Origin of the sequence: Massilia sp. BKSP1R2A-1 (genome assembly GCF_050586525.1) — a bacterium.
Lineage (GTDB): Bacteria > Pseudomonadota > Gammaproteobacteria > Burkholderiales > Burkholderiaceae_D > Telluria.
Map to the genome: position 1 here is coordinate 1 of NZ_JBOBRE010000007.1, position 20,100 is coordinate 20,100.

A 20,100-nucleotide genomic window follows, 5' to 3' on the forward strand; every position below is an offset into this window, starting at 1 on the left:
ATTGGATGAACTGGACGTGCTGGAATTCGTGAAGACAGTCCACAACGAGACGCTAGTGAAGGTCTTCCACCTCTACATGCACGCCTACAACGCGGTCAAGAAATGAGAACGCCCACCACATTCGCAAACTGGTAGCGCGTCAAACACCGTCGAGAAAAGCAGAGGTGGTTCATCACATCGCCTACTGACAACGCCAGCCACAGTTCAGAAGTCCGTTGTTCATAGTCCATTTAGGGCCGGACAGCGGAGAGTCAGTATACCCCAGTGTGCGGTGCTGTTTTCTCGGGACGAACAACAGGTTCTGTTCGCGTTCCTAATTTACAGCTTCGACCAAGACAGGGTCGCGCCCACCGTGGCTTGCAAAAAGGCAGCCTCAGCACTTGGCGCTGAGGCTACTATCAAACTTTATTAGTTACTATCAGACTTTATTAGCTACTATCAAACTTTATTAGTCGGTGACATCTCGCTCGCCGGACAGGGGGGTCTTATTCCACCGTCACCGACTTCGCCAGGTTGCGCGGCTTGTCCACATCGGTGCCGCGTGCCAGCGCGGTGTGGTAGGCCAGCAGCTGCAGCGCGGCCACGTGCAGGATCGGCGACAGGTCGCCATAGTGTTCCGGCAGGCGGATCACGTGCAGGCCGTCGCCCGAGGTGATGCGCGAGTCGACGTCGGCGAACACATACAGCTGGCCGCCGCGCGCACGCACTTCCTGCATGTTCGACTTCAGCTTCTCCAGCAGGGCGTCGTTCGGGGCGATCGTCACCACCGGCATCTCTTCGGTCACCAGGGCCAGCGGGCCGTGCTTGAGCTCGCCCGCCGGATAGGCTTCGGCGTGGATGTAGGAGATCTCCTTGAGCTTCAGCGCGCCTTCCAGGGCGATCGGGTAGTGCATGCCGCGGCCCAGGAAGAGGGCGTTTTCCTTGCGTGCAAACTCTTCCGCCCAGGCGATGATCTGCGGCTCCAGCGCCAGCACCGAGCTCAATGCGACCGGCAGGTGGCGCATCATCTTGAGGTGCTCGGCTTCTTCCTCGTCGGTGAGGCGGCCGTTCACTTGTGCCAGGGTCAGGGTCAGCAGGAACAGGGCAGCCAGCTGGGTGGTGAAGGCCTTGGTCGAGGCCACGCCCACTTCCACGCCGGCGCGGGTGATGTAGGCGAGCTTGCATTCGCGCACCATGGCGCTGGTGGAGACGTTGCAGATGGTCAGGGTATGCGGCATGCCCAGGCTGCGCGCATGCTTCAGGGCGGCCAGGGTGTCGGCGGTTTCGCCGGACTGCGAGATCGTCACGACCAGGGTCTGCGGGTGCGGCACGCTGTCGCGGTAGCGGTATTCGCTGGCGATCTCGACGTTGACCGGCACCTTGGCGATGCATTCGATCCAGTACTTCGCGGTCAGGCCGGCGTAATAGCTGGTGCCGCAGGCCAGGATCAGCACGCGGTCGATTTCCTTGAACACGCCGTAGGCGCCGTCGCCGAACAGTTCCGGCATGATGCCGGTCACGCCCTCCAGGGTGTCGCCGATCACGCGCGGCTGCTCGAAGATTTCCTTCTGCATGTAATGGCGGTAAGGGCCGAGCTCGGCCGCGCCGGTGTGGGCGTGCACGGTCTTGACCTCGCGCTCGACCGGACGGCCTTCGCTATCGACGATCCAGTAGCGCGCCAGTTGCAGGTCGACGACGTCGCCTTCTTCCAGGTAGATGATCTGGTTGGTGGTGCCGGCCAGGGCCATGGCGTCCGAGGCGACGAAGTTCTCGTTCTCGCCCACGCCGACGATCAGCGGGGAGCCCTGGCGCGCGGCCACGACGCGGTGCGGTTCCTCGCGCGAGAACACGGCGATGGCGTAGGCGCCGTGCAGGCGCTTGACGGCCTGCTGGACGGTGTCGAACAGGTCGCCGTTGTACATGTGGTCGACCAGGTGGGCGATGACTTCGGTGTCGGTCTGGCTGGTGAATTCGTAGCCGAGGCCTTTCAGCTCGCTGCGCAGCTCGTCGTGGTTCTCGATGATGCCGTTGTGGACAAGTGCGATGCGCGCGTTCTCTTCGTTCGGCGAAAAGTGCGGGTGGGCATTGTGCGAGGCCGGGGCGCCGTGGGTGGCCCAACGGGTATGGGCGATGCCGGTGAAGCCGTCCAGGCGGGCTTCGCGCACCTGCGATTCGAGGTCGGCCACGCGCGAGGTGCTGCGCGAACGGGTCAGTTTGCCGTCCAGGTGCACGGCCACGCCGCAGGAGTCATAGCCCCGGTACTCGAGACGTTTCAGGCCCTCGATCAGGACTGGCGTGATGACGCGCTTGGCGACTGCACCGACGATACCGCACATGGTTGACCTCTTTAATGATTAGCAATGCAAACTATCGTAGAGCAACTACGATGAAATAAGCTTTCAGTTTCCGTAATAATTTGAAAGAATATTTCATGATTAAAGAGAGATGAAATATAATTTCAAATAATTCTCGAAAATTCTCAGTTATTTCATCATGTCAGAACGATATCCCGTCGACGATCTGGATCGTCGCATCCTGAACACGCTGCAAACTGATGCATCGCATACGAATGCCGAATTGGCTGAACTCGTCCACGTGTCACCACCCACTTGTTTGCGCAGGGTGAAACAACTGACGGACAGCGGCGTCATCGAACGCCAGGTGGCGATCGTGGCGCCGGAGAAAATCGACGCGCGCCTGACGGCCATCGTCGAGATCACCCTGGACGTGCAGGCGGCCGAGCGCATGGGCGAGTTCGAGGCCCTGGTGGCCGAAGAGGGCGCCGTGCTGCAGTGCTACCGCGTGGCGCCGGGCCCGGACTTCGTGCTGGTCGTGCAGGTGGCGGACATGCCGGCCTACCACGAACTCGCCCACCGCCTGTTCACCTCGCATGCGAACGTGCGCAATGTGAAAGCCTATTTTTCGACCCACCGCAGCAAGTTCGATACGCGCATCGCTCTGTAAATGCCTGTCGAACTTGTGGATAACTTTGTGGAATACCGGCCGGAAAAACACAGGATAAGCATGTGATTACCCTGTGTTTTTCCTGTTCTTAAGCTGTTACCAAGCTGTCGATTTCCAGTGGATTACTTCTTCACCTTCACTGGGCGGCTCCAGCCTTCGATGGTCAATTGCTTGGGACGGGAGATGGTCAGCTTGCCCGCCGGCGCGTTCTTGGTGAGGGTCGTGCCCGCTCCCAGGGTCGCGCCCTTGCCCACGGTAACCGGGGCCACCAGCTGGCTGTCGCTGCCGATGAAGGCTTCGTCTTCAATCACGGTGCGGAACTTGTTCGCGCCGTCGTAGTTGCAGGTAATGACGCCGGCGCCGATGTTCACGCGCGAGCCGACCGTGGCGTCGCCGACATAGGCGAGGTGGTTGGCCTTGCTGTGCGCGGCGACCTGGCTGTTCTTGATCTCGACGAAGTTACCCACATGGACGTCCTCGCCCAGCTCGGTGCCCGGGCGCAGGCGCGCATAGGGACCGATCTGCGACTTGTCGCCCACCACGGCCTCTTCGATGTGGCAGAAGGGCTTGATCTGGGCGCCGGCGCCGATCTTCGCATTCACCAGCACGCAGTGCGGCCCGACCGTCACGCCGTCCGCCAGTTCGACGCGGCCTTCGAACACGCAGCCGACGTCGATCGTCACGTCACGGCCGCAGATGAGTTCACCACGCACGTCGATGCGGGCCGGATCCATCAGGGTCACGCCTTTTTCCAGCAGGGCATTGGCAATGTTCAGTTGATGACGGCGCTCAAGCTCGGCCAGCTGCACCTTGCTGTTGACGCCAGCCACTTCCCATTCGGCCGACGGTTGGGCCGAGACTACCGGCACGCCGTCCGCCACCGCCTGGGCCACGATATCGGTCAGGTAGTACTCGCCTTGCGCATTGTTGTTCGACAAGGCGGCCAGCCACTTCTTGAGGTGGACGGTCGGGATGCACATGATGCCGCTATTGATCTCGCGGATCGCGCGCTCGGCCTCGCTCGCGTCCTTTTCTTCCACGATGCGCACGATCTTGCCGTTCTCGCGCACGATGCGGCCCAGGCCGAAGGGATTGGCCTGCTCGACGGTCAGGATGGCCAGTTTATCGGTGCCTGCGACCTCGACCAGGCGGCCGAGCGAAGCGGCGGTGGTCAGGGGCACGTCGCCATACAGCACCAGGGTCGGCACGCTCTCGTCGAGCTGCGGCACCGCCTGCATGACGGCATGGCCGGTACCCAGCTGAGGCTGCTGCAGGGCGGTGTCGATCGACGTGCCGGTCGCTTCGGCCAGCTTGCCGAGCATCTCAGGCACCGCTGCGCCCCCGTGGCCATAAATCACGCATAATTTACTTAAAGATAAGCTGCGGGCGGTATCGATGACGTGCTGCAACAGCGGCTTCCCCGCCAGTGGATGCAGGACTTTCGGCAAGGCGGACTGCATGCGCTTTCCCATGCCGGCGGCGAGGATCACAACGTTCATATGCGGTTCTCAAAAAGTTGATAATATGAAAAAGTTTAACACGCCAGACACCTTGTTCCAGCGCACTATTGCGCTCTGCCTGGTCGCGCTATTCGCCCTTCTTGCCGCTTGCAGCTCGGTGCGTTTTACGTACAACCAGGGCGATACCTTACTGTATTGGTGGTTGGATTCCTACGCCGATCTGGAAGGCCAACAGGCTGACATCGCCAAGCGCGACATCGATAAACTGTTCCAGTGGCATCGCCAGACCCAGTTGCGCGATTACGCGGCCCTGCTCGGGACCATGCAGCGTGAACTGGCCGGCAATCCCACCCAGGCCGACCTGATCAATATTTACAAAGAAATCCGTGTTCGCGGCGAGCGCCTGGCCGCCCGCGCCGTGCCGGAAATGACCACCCTGGCACTGTCCATCAAACCGGACCAGATCGCCGATATCGAAAGCAAATTCAACGCGAAAAACAAGGAATATCGCGAGAAATTTATCGAAGGTAGTGTGGAAAAGCGCCAGCGCGCCCGCTTCAAGAAGGCCATGGACCAGCTCGAGCTGTGGTTCGGCCGTTTCAGCAATGAACAGGAAGACGCCCTGCGCCGCACCATGAACGCGCGTCCGCTCGACAACGACGTCTGGCTGGAAGAGCGCATGTGGCGCCAGCGCCGCATCCTGGCCCTGCTGCGCAAGTTCCAGCAGGAGAAACCGCACCGCGAGCAGGCGGCAGCCCAGATCACGGCCATGCAGCGCGAACTGTTCGGACGCATGGAATCCCCCGAGCGCAAGGCCTTCTACGATACGAGCCTCGATCAGACCACGAAGTTCATCCTGGCCGCGATCCGCATCGCCACCCCGGCGCAGAAGAAGCATGCCCAGGAGCGCATGCAAGGCTGGATCAACGACTTCCAGGCACTGGCGGCAGGCAAGTAGAGCAGCGAAAGGGCGGCAGGATGCCCATGCTATAGTGCCGCCCATGCAAAAGAAGTCCTCCCCCAAGCCCCACGGGGCTCCGCGCCTGGCCCCGCGCCAGGTCCGCATCATCGGCGGCATGTGGAAACGTGCCCTGCTGCCGGTCCTCGACGCCGAAGGCCTGCGCCCGACCCCGGACCGGGTACGCGAGACCGTTTTCAACTGGATCAACCACCAGCTCGGCAGCGACTGGGACAACGCCACCTTCCTCGACCTGTTCGCCGGCTCCGGCGCCCTCGGCTTCGAAGCGGCCAGCCGCGGCGCGGCTTCCGTCACCATGGTGGACAGCCATGGCCCGGCGGCGCGCCAGCTGGAAGCGAACCGCGACAAACTGAAGGCCGGCAACGTTACCGTGCTGCGCGCCGACGCCATGACCCTGGTGCGCGACCTGGCCACCCGCGGCCAGCGTTTCGACGTGATCTTCCTCGATCCACCCTACCAGCTCGGCCTGCTTACCCAGATCCTGCCGCTGTGCCGGGCGCTGCTGAAGGACGACGGCATGGTCTATGCGGAGACTGGCGAAGCCCTGCCCTTCGAAGGCGAGGCGCCCGACTGGCTGGTCGGCTGGGACGCCATTCGCGAGGACAAGGCGGGCATGGTCTACTATTACCTGTTGGAACCGCAGGCGAGCGCGGCATAAGCGAGACATATAACGCCTGTCCTGCACAAGGATTGGGCAAAGACCGCCCCAAGCTGGGGCGGCTGCCGGATTTTCAGGCATAATGCGCGTTCTGACAGGGTGATCTCCAAGGGAGCCGCAATGGTTGTAGCCGTATATCCAGGTACTTTCGATCCGCTCACGCGCGGGCACGAGGACTTAGTGCGCCGTGCATCGGGCCTGTTCGACCGCCTGGTGGTGGGCGTGGCCGACAGCAAGAACAAGAAACCGTTCTTCTCGCTCGACGAGCGCCTGGAAATCGCCAACGAAGTGCTGGGCCATTATCCGAACGTGCAGGTCGAGAGTTTCTCGGGCCTGCTGAAGGATTTCGTGCGCCAGCACGATGCGCGCGTGATCGTGCGCGGCCTGCGCGCCGTGTCCGACTTCGAGTACGAGTTCCAGATGGCGGGCATGAACCGTTACCTGCTGCCCGATGTCGAAACCCTGTTCCTGACCCCGTCCGACCAGTACCAGTTCATCTCCGGCACCATCGTGCGCGAGATCGCGATGCTGGGTGGCGACGTGTCGAAATTCGTATTCCCCTCGGTGGACCGCTGGCTGCAAAAGAAGATTGCGGCGATCAAGGCGGCCCCGGCAGCTTGAAAGCAGTAGAAGCGAGACCAGCATGGCTCTGATGATTACCGACGATTGCATCAACTGCGACGTCTGCGAACCCGAATGCCCTAACGACGCGATTTCGATGGGCCTTGAGATCTACGAAATCGACCCGCACAAGTGCACCGAATGCGTCGGCCACTTCGAAGAGCCGACCTGCGCAGTGCTGTGCCCGGTCGCCTGCATTCCTCTGAACCCGGCCTGGCGCGAATCGCGCGAAGAACTGCAGGCCAAGTACGAACGTCTCACCGCCGCCAAGGCGGGCGCCTGACCCCCGAGCCGGCTGTCCAGCCGGCTTTTTTTATTCCTTTTTTCCATCCAGGCTGCGTGCGTGCCCGCACCTTGGCAGCCTGCCGCTGCGGCTATGCTGCCTCCATGGATGCGAAAAACGATACGGAAGAGGTGATTCCTTCTTCCGTGCATGAGCATGTCAGCACCTTGTCCGAGTTCTATGCCCGGCACGAGGAGGAACTCACGCCTGCGCAGCGCTTTGTCGAGCGGATCAGCGTCTTCCTCGGCAGTCCCGGCTATGTCGCCGGCAACCTGCTGTTTGTCGTGCTCTGGATCGCCTGGAACCTGGCAGCGCCCGAGCTCGGCTTCGACCAGTGGGACGAGCCTCCCTTCTTCTGGCTGCAGGGCCTCATTGCCATGAACGCCTTCGTCATCTCGACCACCGTGCTGATCCGCCAGAATCGCATGTCCACCCTTGCCAGCCAGCACGCCCACCTCGACCTGCAGGTGAACCTGCTGGCGGACGAAAAGACCAGCAAGATCATCCAGATGCTCGAAGAACTGCGGCGCGACCTGCCCCAGGTCGCCGACCGGGTCGACCCCGAGGCCGAGGAGCTGGCCAGGCCCACCGATACCGAGGCCGTCCTGTCCATCATCGAGGAGTCGTCCGAGCGGCTCAACTGCGAGAAGAAATGATTTTCTGACGAGCTGCTGCATGCCCGGCCTTTTTCCGGGCCTGGCTCCATACGCTCGCCTCATCTACCAACAATCCCATTGATTGGCCGCTACAATGTGAACTTCGTGGAATAACACACATTCCTCAGCAATAGGCGTTCTTTCTCCAGACATCTGCATTCATCCATATATGGAATTACGTCCCGCTGGCGAACTACAGTTCATCTGTCATACTTCATGTAACACCGCTCTTTTTTGATTTATATTCAGGTTATTTTCATTCATCATGCATTCTTCACCTCTCCTGATAAATTAAAGAGTGACTTCCCTTAGTGACTCTTTGTGATATTTGTTAAATCAAAGGAGCGAGAAAATCCGGGTGACGAAGAGTCACGAGCGACAACGCGCCAGCGGGTCAATGCGGGGCTGAACGAGGGGTGGAAATGGGATGGGGGCGGGCAATCGCCTCCCCGAAGCCGGAGACGCCTGGGAAACGGGCGAAAAAAAACGCGGCGTCCGGAACGGAGGCCGCGTCAATGGAGGAAGACGGCTGTTAGGACATTGTCCTGAATCAGAAGCGTTCGCCCAGCTGCACCTTGGGCGGGCGCGGGCGGATGGTCAAGACTGCGGCGCGGCCAATACCGACGAGCAGCGGACGGAAGAACATGGCCACGCCACCTGCCAGCGCCAGTCCCGTCGCGGTACGCAGGACATCGCCGACCGGGATGGCGGCTACGGTGGTCTGGAGGAGGGCAAGCACGTTCATGATGTGTTCGGTGTTGAGATGGCACGACTATAGTGCGATGCAACATATAAATCTAATTTTGTTCACTGATGACGATTATCCATTTCATGAATAGTTGAGGTACACTCTTGGCAACGTCCGTATTGCTAATACCTGCCCATGAGCTTCCTGACGCTTGACCTGAACCTGCTGCGCGTATTCGACGCAGTCATGACCGAGCAAAACCTCACCCGCGCCGCCGGCCACCTGGCGATGACCCAGCCGGCGGTCTCGAACGCCATCAAGCGCCTGCGCGAGAGCCTCGGCGACGAACTCCTGATCCGCACCGCCTACGGCGTCAAGCCGACCCCGCGGGCGGAAGCGCTGTGGCCGGCCGTGCGCCAGGCCCTGGCTGCGCTGGAAGCGGCGGTGATGCCGGAAACCTTCGACGTCTCCAAGGCCCAGGCGACCTTCCGGATGGCGATGGCCGACGCGACCGCGGCCCTGTGGCTGCCTTCCCTGATGCGATCGATCGAGCGCGAGGCGCCGGGCGTGAACATCCGCATGGTGCCCCTGACCACGCGCGAGCCGCGTCCCATGCTGCTGCGTGGCGACATCGACCTGGCGGTCGGCTTCTTCCCGGGCGTGGCGGCGCAACTGTCGTATGAAACCGGCTCGCCGATCCGCCATGAGCGCCTGTATTCCGGCGTCTATGTCTGCGTGATGCGCAAGGACCACCCGCTGGCCAAGGAAAAGCTGGACCTCGACACCTACTGCAAGGCCAACCACCTCCTGGTGAGCTTCTCGGGCCGCGCCCACGGCCTGGTCGACGAGGCCCTGGCCCAGATCGGCCGCGAACGCCGCATCCTCCTGACCGTGAACCAGTTCTTCACAGCAGGGCGGGTGGTGGCGAACTCCGACCTGATCACGGTGCTGCCGAAGCACCTGATGGTCTCGACCGGCATGACCGATGCGCTGGTATGGCGCGAACTGCCCTTCCAGCTGCCGGCCGTGCACCTGGACATGCTCTGGCACGAGCGCGACGGCCGCAGCCCGGCGCACCGCTGGCTGCGCAAGAACCTTGAAGCCATGGCGGAAAGCGCGGCGCCGAAGACGGGCGCGCGCAAGGTGGTGTGATCCGGAGCGGTTGGCGGAGGGTGTTCGGCTGTGCCGAACACCCTACCTGATCGGCAGCTTGGTGGTGTTCTTGACTTCTTCCATGACCGCATAGGTGTGCGTCTCACGCACACCTTTCTGCAGCAGGGTCTTGCCGAGGAATTCACGGTAGGCGGCCATGTCCTTCACGCGCGCCTTGACCAGATAGTCGAAGCCGCCCGCCACCATGTGGCATTCCAGCACTTCCGGGATCATCTGCACGCTCTGTTTGAATGCATCGAAGACCTCGGGAGTGGTACGATCGAGCACCACCTCGATGAACACCAGCAGCGACACATCGAGCAGCTGGGGATTGAGCTGGGCCGTGTAGCCCATGATGTAGCCGGACTCGTGCAGCTTGCGCACGCGTTCCAGGCAGGCGGCGGGAGACAGGTTGACGCGTGCAGCCAACTCGACGTTGCTGATTCGCCCGTCGTTCTGCAGTTCCGCGAGAATTTTCTTGCTGATCTTGTCGAGCATGGTCTGTCTCCTGCCATGTAAACATTATTCGGCCAGATTGTCGCACCAAAAACTATCTTTTGCTAGTCTGTCTTAAAAACAGAATTAATCCAGAAGATTTCCTTCTACAATCGAATCATTCCAACGTGTTCCACAGCACGCCGGCCGCTTGCAATGCGGTGCGGCGCTTTTTGCTGCGCGGCGCACGTCAGGCGAACCTTGATTCCTTTTTCTGAAGAGACACCATGCAGATTGCCGCAGCTCCGGCTTCGACCGCTTCGACGTCGACCCCGGTTTCCACTTTCGTTCCCTTCGATGCACTCAGGAGCGAAATCAAGCGCGAACAGACCCCGCTGCGCGCGGCCATCACCGCCGCCTACCGCCGCGACGAAACCGAAGCAGTGCAATGGCTGCTGGCGCAGGGCGCCAGCGCCAACGGCGATGCCTATATGCTGGCCCACCGCCTGGTCTCGAGCGTGCGCGAAAAGCGAACCCGCGCCTCGGGCGTGGACGCGCTGATGCACGAGTTCTCCCTGTCCTCGGAAGAAGGCGTGGCGCTGATGTGCCTGGCCGAAGCGCTGCTGCGCATCCCGGACAGCGAAACCGCCGACCGCCTGATCGCCGACAAGATCAGCCGCGGCGACTGGAAGAAGCACCTGGGCGAGTCGCCTTCGCTGTTCGTGAACGCGGCCACCTGGGGCCTGCTGATCACCGGCAAGCTGGTCTCGACCAATAGCGAAAAGAACCTGGGCTCGGCCCTCACCCGCCTGATCGCCAAGGGCGGCGAGCCGCTGATCCGCAAGGGCGTCGACATGGCCATGCGCATGCTGGGCAACCAGTTCGTCACCGGCCAGACCATCGAGGAAGCCCTCAAGAACAGCCGCGAGAACGAGACCCGCGGCTACCGCTACTCCTACGACATGCTGGGCGAAGCGGCGCTGACCGAGCAGGATGCGAAGAATTACTATGCCTCCTACGAGACCGCGATCCACGCGATCGGCAAGGCCTCGAACGGCCGCGGCATCAAGGACGGCCCGGGCATCTCGATCAAGCTGTCGGCCCTGCACCCGCGCTACAGCCGCGCTCAGTACGGGCGTGTGATGGGCGAGCTGCTGCCGCGCGTGCGCAGCCTGGTCCTGCTGGCCAAGCGCTACAACATCGGCATCAACATCGACGCCGAGGAAGCCGACCGCCTCGAGATCTCGCTCGACATGCTGGAATCGCTCGCCTTCGACAAGGAGCTCGACGGCTTCGAAGGCATCGGCCTGGTGGTGCAGGCCTATCAGAAGCGCTGCCCCTTCGTGATCGACTACCTGGTCGACCTGGCCAAGCGCAGCGGCCGCAAGTTCATGGTGCGCCTGGTGAAGGGCGCCTACTGGGACGCCGAGATCAAGCGCGCCCAGGTCGAGGGCATGCCGGGCTATCCGGTCTACACCCGCAAGGTCTACACCGACGTGTCGTATCTGACCTGCGCGCGCAAGCTGCTGGCGGCCAGCGACATCCTGTATCCGCAGTTCGCCACCCACAACGCGCACTCGCTGTCGGTGATCTACACCTGGGCCAAGGCCGATGGCGTCAGCAATTACGAGTTCCAGTGCCTGCACGGCATGGGCGAAACCCTGTACGACCAGGTCGTCGGCCCGCGCAAGCTCGATAAGGCCTGCCGCATCTACGCACCGGTGGGTTCGCACGAAACCCTGCTGGCCTACCTGGTGCGCCGCCTGCTGGAAAACGGCGCCAACTCCTCCTTCGTGAACCAGATCGTGGACGAGAACGTGGCGATCGACAGCCTGCTGGCCGATCCGTTCGAGCAGGCGCGCGCCTCGGCTGGCCGCCCGCACCCGGCGATCGCCCTGCCGCTGCAGATGTTCGGCGACGAGCGCAAGAACTCGGCCGGCCTGGACCTCGTCAACGAGAACATCCTGGCTACCCTCGCCGACGGCCTCGCCCGGCAGCGCCAGCACCTGGCCAATCCCCTGATCGCCGGCCCGGTCGAGGCCAGCGAACGTGCGGACGTCATCAACCCGGCCATGTCGAGCGACGTCGTCGGCCAGGTGGTCGAAGCGACCCGCGTCGACGTCGAGACCGCCCTCTCGGCAGCCAGCGCTTTTGCCGGCGAATGGGAAGCCACCAGCGTCGAGACCCGCGCCACCATCCTGGAACGCACCGCCGACCTGTTCGAACAGAACGGCACCGAACTGATGGCGCTGGCCGTGCGCGAAGCCGGCAAGTCGCTGCCGAACGCGATCGCCGAACTGCGCGAAGCGGTCGACTTCCTGCGCTACTACGCGGTGCAGATCCGCGATGCCAAAGCTGACGGCGCGCTCGGTCCCGTCACCTGCATCTCGCCATGGAACTTCCCGCTCGCGATCTTCACCGGCCAGGTGGCCGCCGCCCTGGTTGCCGGCAACGTCGTGCTGGCCAAGCCGGCCGAGCAGACCCCGCTGATCGCACACCGCGCCGTGGAACTCTTCCATGAGGCAGGCACCCCGCGCGCCGCGCTGCAGCTGCTGCCGGGCCGCGGCGAAGTGGTGGGGGCCGCCCTCACCTCGGACTCGCGCATCAAGGGCGTGATCTTCACCGGCTCCACCGAAGTGGCGCAGCTGATCAACCGTACCCTGGCAACGCGCGCCGAACAGGAAGGCATCGACATTCCGCTGGTGGCCGAAACCGGCGGCCAGAACGCGCTGATCGTGGATTCCTCGGCGCTGCCGGAGCAGGTGGTGCAGGACGTGCTGTCCTCGGCCTTCGACTCGGCCGGCCAGCGCTGCTCGGCGCTGCGCGTGCTCTTCCTGCAGGAAGACATCGCCGACAAGACCATCAAGATGCTCAAGGGCGCGATGCTGGAACTGCGCGTGGGCGCGCCGGACCGCCTGGCCACCGACATCGGCCCCGTCATCGATGCCGAAGCCCAGCGCAACCTGCTGGCCCACATCGAACGCATGCGCGCCACCGCGCGCAGCCACTATGCGCTCGAGCTGCCGGACAGCGTGACGAAGAGCGGCACCTTCGTCCCGCCGACCGTGCTGGAAATCGGCTCGCTGGCGGAACTCAAGCACGAGGTCTTCGGCCCGGTGCTGCACATCGTGCGCTACCGCCGCGCGGACCTGCCGAAGGTGATCGACACCATCAACGCCACCGGCTACGGCCTGACCCTGGGCGTGCACTCGCGCATCGACGAGACCATCGACTTCATCGTCGAGCGCGCGCACGTGGGCAACATCTACGTGAACCGCAACATCGTCGGTGCAGTCGTCGGCGTGCAGCCTTTCGGCGGCGAGGGCAAGTCCGGCACCGGTCCGAAGGCCGGCGGTCCGCTCTACCTCAAGCGCCTGCAGCGCAATGCGGCGCCCCTGATGGAGCACAGCCGCGTATTCGACGCGGGCCTGGATGCGCTGCTCGGCTGGATGCGCGACAAGGGCCACACCGAGCTGGCGACCCTGGCCCAGGGCTACGGCCGCACCGCGCTGACCCATGTCGAAGTCGCCCTGCCGGGTCCGACCGGCGAGCGCAATACCCTGGCCTTCACGGAGCGCGGCACCGTGCTGTGTGCGCCGAAAACGGCTGCCGGCCTGCTCAACCAGCTGGCCGCCGCCCTGGCGACCGGCAACCGCGCCCTCGTACTGGCCGAGCCGGGCCTGATCCCGGCCGAGCTGCCGGCGCTGGTGAAGGAGCGCGTGCGCTTCGTCGGCCAGGACGAAATCGATGCGAGCGAATTCCAGATCGCCCTGCTGGAAACGGGCCTTGCCGGCTCGCTGCGCGCCAGGCTGGCCGCCCGCACGGGCGCCATCGTCGGCATCGTCGACACCACGGCGCATGAAGGGGTGGCGCTGTGGCGCCTGGTGGCCGAACGGGCCGTCTGCGTCAACACGACGGCGGCTGGCGGCAACGCAAGCCTGATGACCTTGGGCGTGTAATGATGAACGGGGAGCGCAAGCTCCCCGTTTTGTTTTGATCGATGTAATGGAAGTTCGTAGCAGCAGCAGACACATTCTTATAAAACGGAGGTAGACATGCTGGTTGGCGTACCAAAGGAAATCAAGAATCACGAGTACCGCGTCGGGCTGACCCCGCCCTCGGTGCGCGAACTGACCTCGCGCGGCATCGAGGTCGTCGTGCAGCAGGGCGCCGGGGAGCAGATCGGGCTGTCGGACGAGCAGTACACGGCGGCCGGCGCCACCCTCGCCGGCTCGGCCAGGGACGTCTTCGGGCGCGCCGACATGATCGTCAAGGTCAAGGAACCGCAGCCGGCCGAGTGCGCCATGCTGCGCGAAGGGCAGATCCTCTACACCTACCTGCACCTGGCGCCCGATCCCGAGCAGACCGCGGCGCTGGTGAAGTCGGGCGCCGTCTGCATCGCCTACGAGACCATCACCGGGCCAGGGGGCGGCCTGCCGCTGCTCGCGCCGATGAGCGAAGTCGCCGGCCGCATGGCGATCCAGGCCGGCGCCGCCCATCTCGAAAAGTCCAAGGGCGGCATGGGCCTGCTGCTGGGCGGCGTGCCGGGCGTGGCGGCCGGCCACGTGGTCATCATCGGCGCGGGCGTGGTCGGCACCAATGCGCTGCAGATGGCGGTCGGCACCGGCGCGAGGGTGACGGTGCTCGACAAGAACATCGACCGCCTGCGCCAGCTGGACCTCGTCTACGGCAACCGCATCTCCACGCTGTATTCCAATGCGCACGCGATCGAGGAAGCGGTGCTGGATGCCGACCTGGTGATCGGCGGCGTGCTGGTGCCGGGCGCCGCGGCGCCGAAGCTGGTGACCCGCGACATGATCTCGCGCATGAAAAAGGGCGCGGTGGTGGTCGACGTCGCGATCGACCAGGGCGGCTGCTTCGAAACCTCGCACCCGACCACCCATGCCGACCCGACTTTCGTGGTCGACGGCGTGATCCACTACTGCGTGGCGAACATGCCGGGCGCCGTGGCGCGCACTTCTACTTTTGCGCTCAACAACGCGACCATCGGCCATGCCGTGGCGCTCGCCACCAAGGGCTGGCGACAAGCGCTATCCGACGACGTCCATCTGCGCAACGGCCTGAACGTCTGCCAGGGCAAGCTTACTTACCAGGCGGTGGCCAGGGATCTCGGCTATGACTACGTGCCGGCGGAGTCCCTGCTGGCTTGAAGCGGCATGTCCGCAAGATCCCGGCACATGCGCCGGGTGATGTGGAAAGCGTATTGCGCGGCCACCGATTTCACGAAACGCATGAAATCGATGGCCGCGTGTTCATTGGCATTGTCCGAAATCGTGCGCAGCACGGCGCAGGGCACGCCCAGCTCGTAGCACACCTGCGCCACCGCGGCGCCTTCCATTTCGACCGCTACCAGGCCGGGAAGGGCGTCGTTGAGGCTATTCACGTGCGCGCCATCGTTGACGAACCGGTCGCCGCTCGCCACCAGGCCGCGGTGCACACGCGGCTGGACCAGCCGGAAAGCCTGCCGTTCGCCATCCTGGATCGCTTCGAGGAAGTCGCGTTCCAGGAAGTCGTGGGCGGCGCGCGAGAGGCGCAGGGACAGGTTCTGGTCGGGCTGGAAGTGCGTCTGGCCGGTCAGCGGCACCTCGAAGCGGGGAAACAGGGGGCTGGCATCCATATCGTGCTGGACCAGCGCTTCGGCAACCACGATATCCCCGACCTGCACGCTTGCATCCCCGGCGCCGGCCACGCCCGTAAAAAGGATGTGGGTAACTCCGAACTTCTCCACAAGCGTTGTGGCGGTCATGGCGGCAGCAACCTTGCCAATTCGCGATAAAACGCACACAGCGTCGATTTCCCACAGTGTTCCTGCCCAGTACTCGCGCATGCCATGGATGAGCTTGGCGGGGCCTCTCATGGCTTCCACAAGCCCCAGCTGTTCTTCGGCCAAGGCGCTGATGATCCCTAAACGCATGTTTTTCCTGTCTTTTTAATCACTGGTCTTGCTTGTCGACGGGCTTTCGGAAGTCGACCACACGCTCCGTTTTCTCGAATCGAGGTGCATCGATGCCAACAGCCGGCCTTCCAGGAAAGCGGGCGGCGAGGAGTCGGTGCGTTCCCATCATCGCTGCGCAGGGCGATTTCCACCAGTCCCTTGGGCTCGCCACGGCTTGAATACGCCAGCAACTGTGCATAAGGAGCGGTTTGTGCACAGAGGCCGCGCGTTTCTTCGAGATATTCGTGGCGTTCTGCAGGCCGAAGTGTCATGCGCAGCGCCGGCCAGCCGGCTTGTTCAACACTTGTACAGCGTTTGATCGAGGTCATCCGTACGCCTTCGCCGAGCAGTCGCGCTTCTATTTTGCTTGTCTCAGGAGGGAGAGGCCAGAGAAAGCCGCTGCCGTAGGCCTTTTCGGCCGCGAAGTTCCAGCTTCTTGGTTAACTAAAGTATGTATACAAAGCTAGTAGTAGATAGTAAACGCGCATCTTTCTGTTGATAAGTCCGGTTTACTCCACAAGATCAACGATTTGCAGACGCGTTTACCGGCTGAACAAAGCTTGTGCGGAGCTTGAACGGAACTTGGACAAATTTTTGGCAGGCCAGGAAAGACATCGTTCTGCACATCCGGTCCTGTGGATATTCATTGGCTTTTCCACAGTTCAGCCGGGAATTTGCTGCGTCAACGCGGATTCTTCAGGTCGAGAGAAACGACAGGAGGCGGTCGCCAAGGTGCTGACAGCCGTACCTGGCGTCCCGCTGGGTGCCTGAATCTGTCTTCAGCGACGGTCGAGGTCTTCAAGTTTGTTGGCGAGCATGGTTTCTGAACGTGCTGCAGGCCAGGCAACGGGTTCGCGAATGCGTTCCTGTTTTTGTTGTTGTAGTAAACAAGTTTGTATACAAACTGGTAGTAATAGTAAACGTGCACTCCTCTGTGGATAAGGCGGGTTTTCTCCACAACGTCAACGGTTTACGGTCGCGTTAACCTGCTGGACAAGGCTTGTTTTTGAGTTGGAGGAAACTTGAACAGATTTTCGGGCTGCTAGTAGATGATCACGTTCTGCACATTCGATTCTGTGGATATCCCATCTGTTTTCCACAGGAACATGCGGGCACGCGCCGTTTTTCTACTGACCTCGGTCTGCAATGCGTGGAAACGAGCAGTCAGGCGAGCTCCTCGTTTGCTTCCAGCGTCTGTCGGTTTGATACGACGCGTCGGCAAAATTTTTTTTAAAAGAAGCACATCGAGGTTTACAAACAAAGTTTGTATACAAGGATAGTAGTAGTGGTTAACGGCCCCTCCTTCCTGTGGAAAAGATCTTGGAGGCTTTACAAATCAAGCACTTGAGCGAAGAATAAGGCGGTGCACTGCCGGCCTGGGTTCGCTTTCGAAAAAGGGGACAAGAATCGCGACCCCGCCAAAACAGGGCCGTTTTGCACAAACCGCACCTGTGGATATCCAGAACGTTATCCACAGATGGGCTCTGGGCAGGCGTTTACGATCTGGTAAGCTTGCCTCAACGAATGACGAACGAAGGGGTTTGATGGATCTCGACGCGCTGTTTCGCATGCCCATGACACGCAGGCCGAAGGACGGCGGTTTGCGTCCATTCGCTTGCGGTCCTGGCGCCGGAGCGCAGCCTTCCGAACGCTTTGGCGGCGAAGCGTGCAGGGTTTGCCTCGTCAGCGACCTGGCCGCGGGACGCTAGCCTTGGAGTCCGCTGGCGAGTACGACTACATCATCGTCGGCGCCGGCACCTCGGGCTGCGTGCTGGCGAACCGCCTGACCCGCAACCGCGACATGAACGTGCTGCTGCTGGAAGCCGGCGGCAAGGACGACTACCTGTGGATCCACATCCCGGTCGGCTACCTGCGCTGCATCGGCAATCCGCGCACGGACTGGCTGTTCCGCACCGAAGCCGATCCCGGCCTGCATGGACGCTCGCTGATCTACCCGCGTGGCAAGGTGCTGGGCGGGAGTTCCTCGATCAACGGCATGATCTACATGCGCGGCCAGCCCGTCGACTACGAGCGCTGGGCCGAGGTGGCGGGAGACGATTCCTGGCGCTGGGAGCGGGTGCTGCCGCTGTTCAAGCGCAGCGAAGACCATTATCTCGGCGCCAGCGAACTGCATGGCGCCGGCGGCGAATGGCGGGTGGAAAAGCAGCGGCTGTCCTGGGCGATCCTGGACGCCTTCCGTGAAGCGGCGCTTGAAACCGGCATCCCGAAACTCGAGGACCTGAACGCCGGCCGGGGTGAGGGATCGGCCTATTTCGAGGTCAACCAGCGCCGCGGCATCCGCCTGAATACGGCGAAGGCCTTCCTGAAGCCGGCCTCCGGCAGGCCGAACCTGACCATCATGACCGGCTGCCACGTCGAGCGCCTGCTGTTCGAGGAGACGCCCCAGGGCAAGGCCTGCACCGGCGTCCAGTTCACCGGCGGCGGCCGCGCCTTCACCGCCACGGCGCATCGGGAAACCTTGCTGGCGGCAGGGGCGGTGGGCTCGCCGCAGATCCTGCAGCTGTCCGGCATCGGCGCAGCGAGCCAATTGCAGCGCCACGGCATCGATCCGGTGGCCGATGTGCCGGGTGTCGGAGAGAATTTGCAGGACCATCTTCAGCTGCGCATGGTCTTCAAGGTACAGGGCGCGCCCACCCTGAATACCCGGGCCACCAGGCCATTCGGCAAATTCCTGATCGGGCTCGAATACGCGCTGTTCCAGAGCGGCCCGATGTCGATGGCGCCCTCGCAGCTGGGCGCCTTCGCCCGTTCCTCGCCGCAGCAGCAGGCGCCGGATCTGCAGTACCACGTGCAGCCCTTGTCGCTGGACAAGTTCGGCGACCCGCTGCACCGGTTTCCGGCCTTTACCGCCAGCGTCTGCAACCTGCAGCCGACCTCGCGCGGGCATGTGCGGATCGGGTCCGCGGACAGCTACGCGCCGCCGAAGATCACCCCGAACTACCTCAGCACCGAGCAGGACCGCCGCACCGCCGCCAGCGCCCTGCGCCTGACGCGGCGCATCGTGGCCGCGCCGGCGCTCGCGAAATACTGCCCGGAAGAGGTCATGCCGGGCCCGCAATTCCAGAGCGAGGAAGAACTGGCCCATGCGGCGGGCCTGGTCGGCACCACGATTTTCCATCCGGTCGGCACCTGCCGCATGGGGAAAGCGGACGATCCGCTGGCCGTGGTCGACGGCCGCCTGCGTGTGCGCGGCGTCGACAGGCTGCGCGTGGTGGACGCCTCGATCATGCCCTTCATCACCTCCGGCAATACGAATTCACCGACGATCATGATCGCGGAAAAGGCGGCGCAAGACATCCTGGCAGGGCAGGCCTAGGCTGGCCGTGCAAGAGCGCACAAGCGTCGTGCGCCCATGCCGCGGCTCCGGCGCGCGTACGGTAAGCCGGCCGGTTTGTGACGGCCTGGCCTTGTATGTATGATCTGGCAAGCAGTCCCCCGGTTCGGTTGAACGCAGCACCACGTGTCTGGAGAGTCAATGGCGGATGTCATCCTGGAGACAAGGCAGCTCACCAAGGAGTTCAAGGGATTCACGGCAGTCAGCGGCGTCGACCTGCGGGTCGAACGCGGCCATATCCACGTCTTGATCGGGCAGCAGCCGTTCGCTGGATGGTGTACTTCGCCGCCCTGCGTTCGCCCTTCACCCATGGCGAGGACGGCCTGCAGGGCGTGCCGCGCGGAACGCTGTTCGGCCTGGACCTGTCGGACGACCTGGCCATGTACTACCTGGTGCTGGCGATCGCCATCGGCGGCTTCGCGCTGGTGGTGCGCACCGTGCATTCGCCCTTCGGCCAGGTGCTGAAGGCGATCAAGGACAACGAGGCGCGCGCCGTGTCGCTGGGCTGCGAGGTCGACCGCTACAAGCTGCTCGCTTTTGTCCGCTCCGCCGGCCTGGCAGGGCTCGCAGGAGCCACCAAAACGGTCGTGCTGGGCTTCGAGACGCTCACCGAAGTGCACTGGACCATGTCGGGCCTGGTGGTCCTGATGACGCTCGTAGGCGGCATGGGGACGATGGCCGGCCCGGTGCTGGGCGCCTTTATCGTGGTAGCACTGGAAAACAAGCTGGGCGACGTGGGCGGCTGGCTGGCCGAACGCTCCGGCATTGCCTGGTTCGGCACCCTGGGCGAGTCGATCGGCATGGTGACGGGCCTGATTTTTATTGTCTGTGTTCTCTTGTTCCGTCGTGGTATTGTGGGGGAAATAGCTTCAAAGCTAGTGCGCGGCCGCAAGCAGGCCGCCTGAAGCGCCTTC

16 protein-coding genes and 2 pseudogenes are annotated in these 20,100 nt (G+C 62.9%); 12 read left to right on the forward strand and 6 right to left on the reverse strand.

What is annotated here, in order from left to right:
- Positions 1–485: 485 nt before the first annotated feature.
- On the reverse strand, positions 486–2,315 hold the full coding sequence (gene glmS / locus ACQ7JA_RS12100; protein WP_258827200.1) for a glutamine--fructose-6-phosphate transaminase (isomerizing): 1,830 nt from the start codon (positions 2,313–2,315) through the stop codon (positions 486–488).
- A gap of 157 nt (positions 2,316–2,472) precedes the next feature.
- Between glmS and ACQ7JA_RS12105 the strand changes: the two genes are divergently transcribed.
- Entirely contained in the window at positions 2,473–2,943 is a 471-nt protein-coding gene (locus tag ACQ7JA_RS12105) for an Lrp/AsnC family transcriptional regulator (protein ID WP_430897955.1), read from the forward strand.
- 122 nt (positions 2,944–3,065) lie between these two features.
- Here the strand turns inward: ACQ7JA_RS12105 and glmU are convergent, their stop codons facing one another.
- Positions 3,066–4,442: a bifunctional UDP-N-acetylglucosamine diphosphorylase/glucosamine-1-phosphate N-acetyltransferase GlmU gene (gene glmU / locus ACQ7JA_RS12110; protein ID WP_430897957.1), complete on the reverse strand. Its 1,377-nt coding sequence runs from the start codon at positions 4,440–4,442 to the stop codon at positions 3,066–3,068.
- A 25-nt stretch (positions 4,443–4,467) separates the two neighbouring features.
- Between glmU and ACQ7JA_RS12115 the strand changes: the two genes are divergently transcribed.
- From ACQ7JA_RS12115 to ACQ7JA_RS12135, 5 genes are all read left to right on the forward strand, one after another.
- Positions 4,468–5,361 carry a DUF6279 family lipoprotein gene (locus tag ACQ7JA_RS12115; protein WP_430897959.1) on the forward strand — a complete coding sequence of 298 codons (894 nt, stop codon included), beginning with the start codon at positions 4,468–4,470 and terminating at the stop codon, positions 5,359–5,361.
- 43 nt (positions 5,362–5,404) lie between these two features.
- Complete coding sequence (gene rsmD, locus ACQ7JA_RS12120) at positions 5,405–6,040, forward strand: 16S rRNA (guanine(966)-N(2))-methyltransferase RsmD (protein WP_430897961.1); 636 nt, start codon at positions 5,405–5,407, stop codon at positions 6,038–6,040.
- A gap of 120 nt (positions 6,041–6,160) precedes the next feature.
- The gene (gene coaD / locus ACQ7JA_RS12125) at positions 6,161–6,661 is read left to right on the forward strand and encodes a pantetheine-phosphate adenylyltransferase (RefSeq protein ID WP_369091240.1); all 501 of its coding nucleotides are present in this window, start codon (positions 6,161–6,163) and stop codon (positions 6,659–6,661) included.
- 22 nt (positions 6,662–6,683) lie between these two features.
- A complete protein-coding gene (locus ACQ7JA_RS12130) occupies positions 6,684–6,944 on the forward strand; it encodes a YfhL family 4Fe-4S dicluster ferredoxin (protein WP_430897963.1) in 261 nt (86 codons plus the stop codon).
- A 104-nt stretch (positions 6,945–7,048) separates the two neighbouring features.
- Complete coding sequence (locus ACQ7JA_RS12135; RefSeq protein ID WP_430897965.1) at positions 7,049–7,600, forward strand: DUF1003 domain-containing protein; 552 nt, start codon at positions 7,049–7,051, stop codon at positions 7,598–7,600.
- A 550-nt stretch (positions 7,601–8,150) separates the two neighbouring features.
- On the opposite strand, the gene ACQ7JA_RS12140 is transcribed toward ACQ7JA_RS12135, so the two are convergent.
- A complete protein-coding gene (locus ACQ7JA_RS12140; protein ID WP_430897967.1) occupies positions 8,151–8,345 on the reverse strand; it encodes a hypothetical protein in 195 nt (64 codons plus the stop codon).
- 138 nt (positions 8,346–8,483) lie between these two features.
- Here ACQ7JA_RS12140 and ACQ7JA_RS12145 point away from each other — a divergent pair, with 138 nt between their 5' ends.
- Positions 8,484–9,440 carry a LysR family transcriptional regulator gene (locus tag ACQ7JA_RS12145; RefSeq protein WP_430897969.1) on the forward strand — a complete coding sequence of 319 codons (957 nt, stop codon included), beginning with the start codon at positions 8,484–8,486 and terminating at the stop codon, positions 9,438–9,440.
- Positions 9,441–9,482: 42 nt separating this feature from the next.
- Here the strand turns inward: ACQ7JA_RS12145 and ACQ7JA_RS12150 are convergent, their stop codons facing one another.
- The gene (locus ACQ7JA_RS12150) at positions 9,483–9,938 is read right to left on the reverse strand and encodes an Lrp/AsnC ligand binding domain-containing protein (protein WP_005664065.1); all 456 of its coding nucleotides are present in this window, start codon (positions 9,936–9,938) and stop codon (positions 9,483–9,485) included.
- A 224-nt stretch (positions 9,939–10,162) separates the two neighbouring features.
- Between ACQ7JA_RS12150 and putA the strand changes: the two genes are divergently transcribed.
- Positions 10,163–13,834 carry a trifunctional transcriptional regulator/proline dehydrogenase/L-glutamate gamma-semialdehyde dehydrogenase gene (gene putA / locus ACQ7JA_RS12155; RefSeq protein WP_430897971.1) on the forward strand — a complete coding sequence of 1,224 codons (3,672 nt, stop codon included), beginning with the start codon at positions 10,163–10,165 and terminating at the stop codon, positions 13,832–13,834.
- A gap of 96 nt (positions 13,835–13,930) precedes the next feature.
- Positions 13,931–15,046 carry an alanine dehydrogenase gene (gene ald, locus ACQ7JA_RS12160; RefSeq protein WP_430897973.1) on the forward strand — a complete coding sequence of 372 codons (1,116 nt, stop codon included), beginning with the start codon at positions 13,931–13,933 and terminating at the stop codon, positions 15,044–15,046.
- Here ald and ACQ7JA_RS12165 read toward each other — a convergent pair.
- Positions 15,016–15,810, reverse strand: coding sequence for a 5'-methylthioadenosine/adenosylhomocysteine nucleosidase (locus ACQ7JA_RS12165; RefSeq protein WP_430897975.1), 795 nt, complete (start codon positions 15,808–15,810; stop codon positions 15,016–15,018). The genes ald and ACQ7JA_RS12165 overlap by 31 nt on opposite strands.
- The gene (locus ACQ7JA_RS12170; protein WP_430897977.1) at positions 15,801–16,160 is read right to left on the reverse strand and encodes a hypothetical protein; all 360 of its coding nucleotides are present in this window, start codon (positions 16,158–16,160) and stop codon (positions 15,801–15,803) included. Before ACQ7JA_RS12170 ends, ACQ7JA_RS12165 begins: the two co-directional genes overlap by 10 nt.
- A gap of 1,382 nt (positions 16,161–17,542) precedes the next feature.
- Between ACQ7JA_RS12170 and ACQ7JA_RS12175 the strand changes: the two genes are divergently transcribed.
- The 3 genes and pseudogenes from ACQ7JA_RS12175 to ACQ7JA_RS12185 all read left to right on the forward strand — a co-directional run.
- A complete protein-coding gene (locus ACQ7JA_RS12175) occupies positions 17,543–19,168 on the forward strand; it encodes a GMC family oxidoreductase (protein WP_430897979.1) in 1,626 nt (541 codons plus the stop codon).
- Positions 19,169–19,327: 159 nt separating this feature from the next.
- Positions 19,328–19,441: pseudogene (locus ACQ7JA_RS12180) on the forward strand (ABC transporter ATP-binding protein); the annotation flags it as partial.
- 5 nt (positions 19,442–19,446) lie between these two features.
- Positions 19,447–20,091: pseudogene (locus ACQ7JA_RS12185) on the forward strand (branched-chain amino acid ABC transporter permease); the annotation flags it as partial.
- Positions 20,092–20,100 lie beyond the last annotated feature (9 nt).

Bases quoted from the DNA above. Each gene is read 5' to 3' on its own strand.
- glmS (WP_258827200.1), bottom strand. From the start codon at position 2,315: ATGTGCGGTATCGTCGGTGCAGTCGCCAAGCGCGTCATCACGCCAGTC.
- ACQ7JA_RS12105 (WP_430897955.1), top strand. From the start codon at position 2,473: ATGTCAGAACGATATCCCGTCGACGATCTGGATCGTCGCATCCTGAAC.
- glmU (WP_430897957.1), bottom strand. From the start codon at position 4,442: ATGAACGTTGTGATCCTCGCCGCCGGCATGGGAAAGCGCATGCAGTCC.
- ACQ7JA_RS12115 (WP_430897959.1), top strand. From the start codon at position 4,468: ATGAAAAAGTTTAACACGCCAGACACCTTGTTCCAGCGCACTATTGCG.
- rsmD (WP_430897961.1), top strand. From the start codon at position 5,405: ATGCAAAAGAAGTCCTCCCCCAAGCCCCACGGGGCTCCGCGCCTGGCC.
- coaD (WP_369091240.1), top strand. From the start codon at position 6,161: ATGGTTGTAGCCGTATATCCAGGTACTTTCGATCCGCTCACGCGCGGG.
- ACQ7JA_RS12130 (WP_430897963.1), top strand. From the start codon at position 6,684: ATGGCTCTGATGATTACCGACGATTGCATCAACTGCGACGTCTGCGAA.
- ACQ7JA_RS12135 (WP_430897965.1), top strand. From the start codon at position 7,049: ATGGATGCGAAAAACGATACGGAAGAGGTGATTCCTTCTTCCGTGCAT.
- ACQ7JA_RS12140 (WP_430897967.1), bottom strand. From the start codon at position 8,345: ATGAACGTGCTTGCCCTCCTCCAGACCACCGTAGCCGCCATCCCGGTC.
- ACQ7JA_RS12145 (WP_430897969.1), top strand. From the start codon at position 8,484: ATGAGCTTCCTGACGCTTGACCTGAACCTGCTGCGCGTATTCGACGCA.
- ACQ7JA_RS12150 (WP_005664065.1), bottom strand. From the start codon at position 9,938: ATGCTCGACAAGATCAGCAAGAAAATTCTCGCGGAACTGCAGAACGAC.
- putA (WP_430897971.1), top strand. From the start codon at position 10,163: ATGCAGATTGCCGCAGCTCCGGCTTCGACCGCTTCGACGTCGACCCCG.
- ald (WP_430897973.1), top strand. From the start codon at position 13,931: ATGCTGGTTGGCGTACCAAAGGAAATCAAGAATCACGAGTACCGCGTC.
- ACQ7JA_RS12165 (WP_430897975.1), bottom strand. From the start codon at position 15,810: ATGCGTTTAGGGATCATCAGCGCCTTGGCCGAAGAACAGCTGGGGCTT.
- ACQ7JA_RS12170 (WP_430897977.1), bottom strand. From the start codon at position 16,160: ATGACCTCGATCAAACGCTGTACAAGTGTTGAACAAGCCGGCTGGCCG.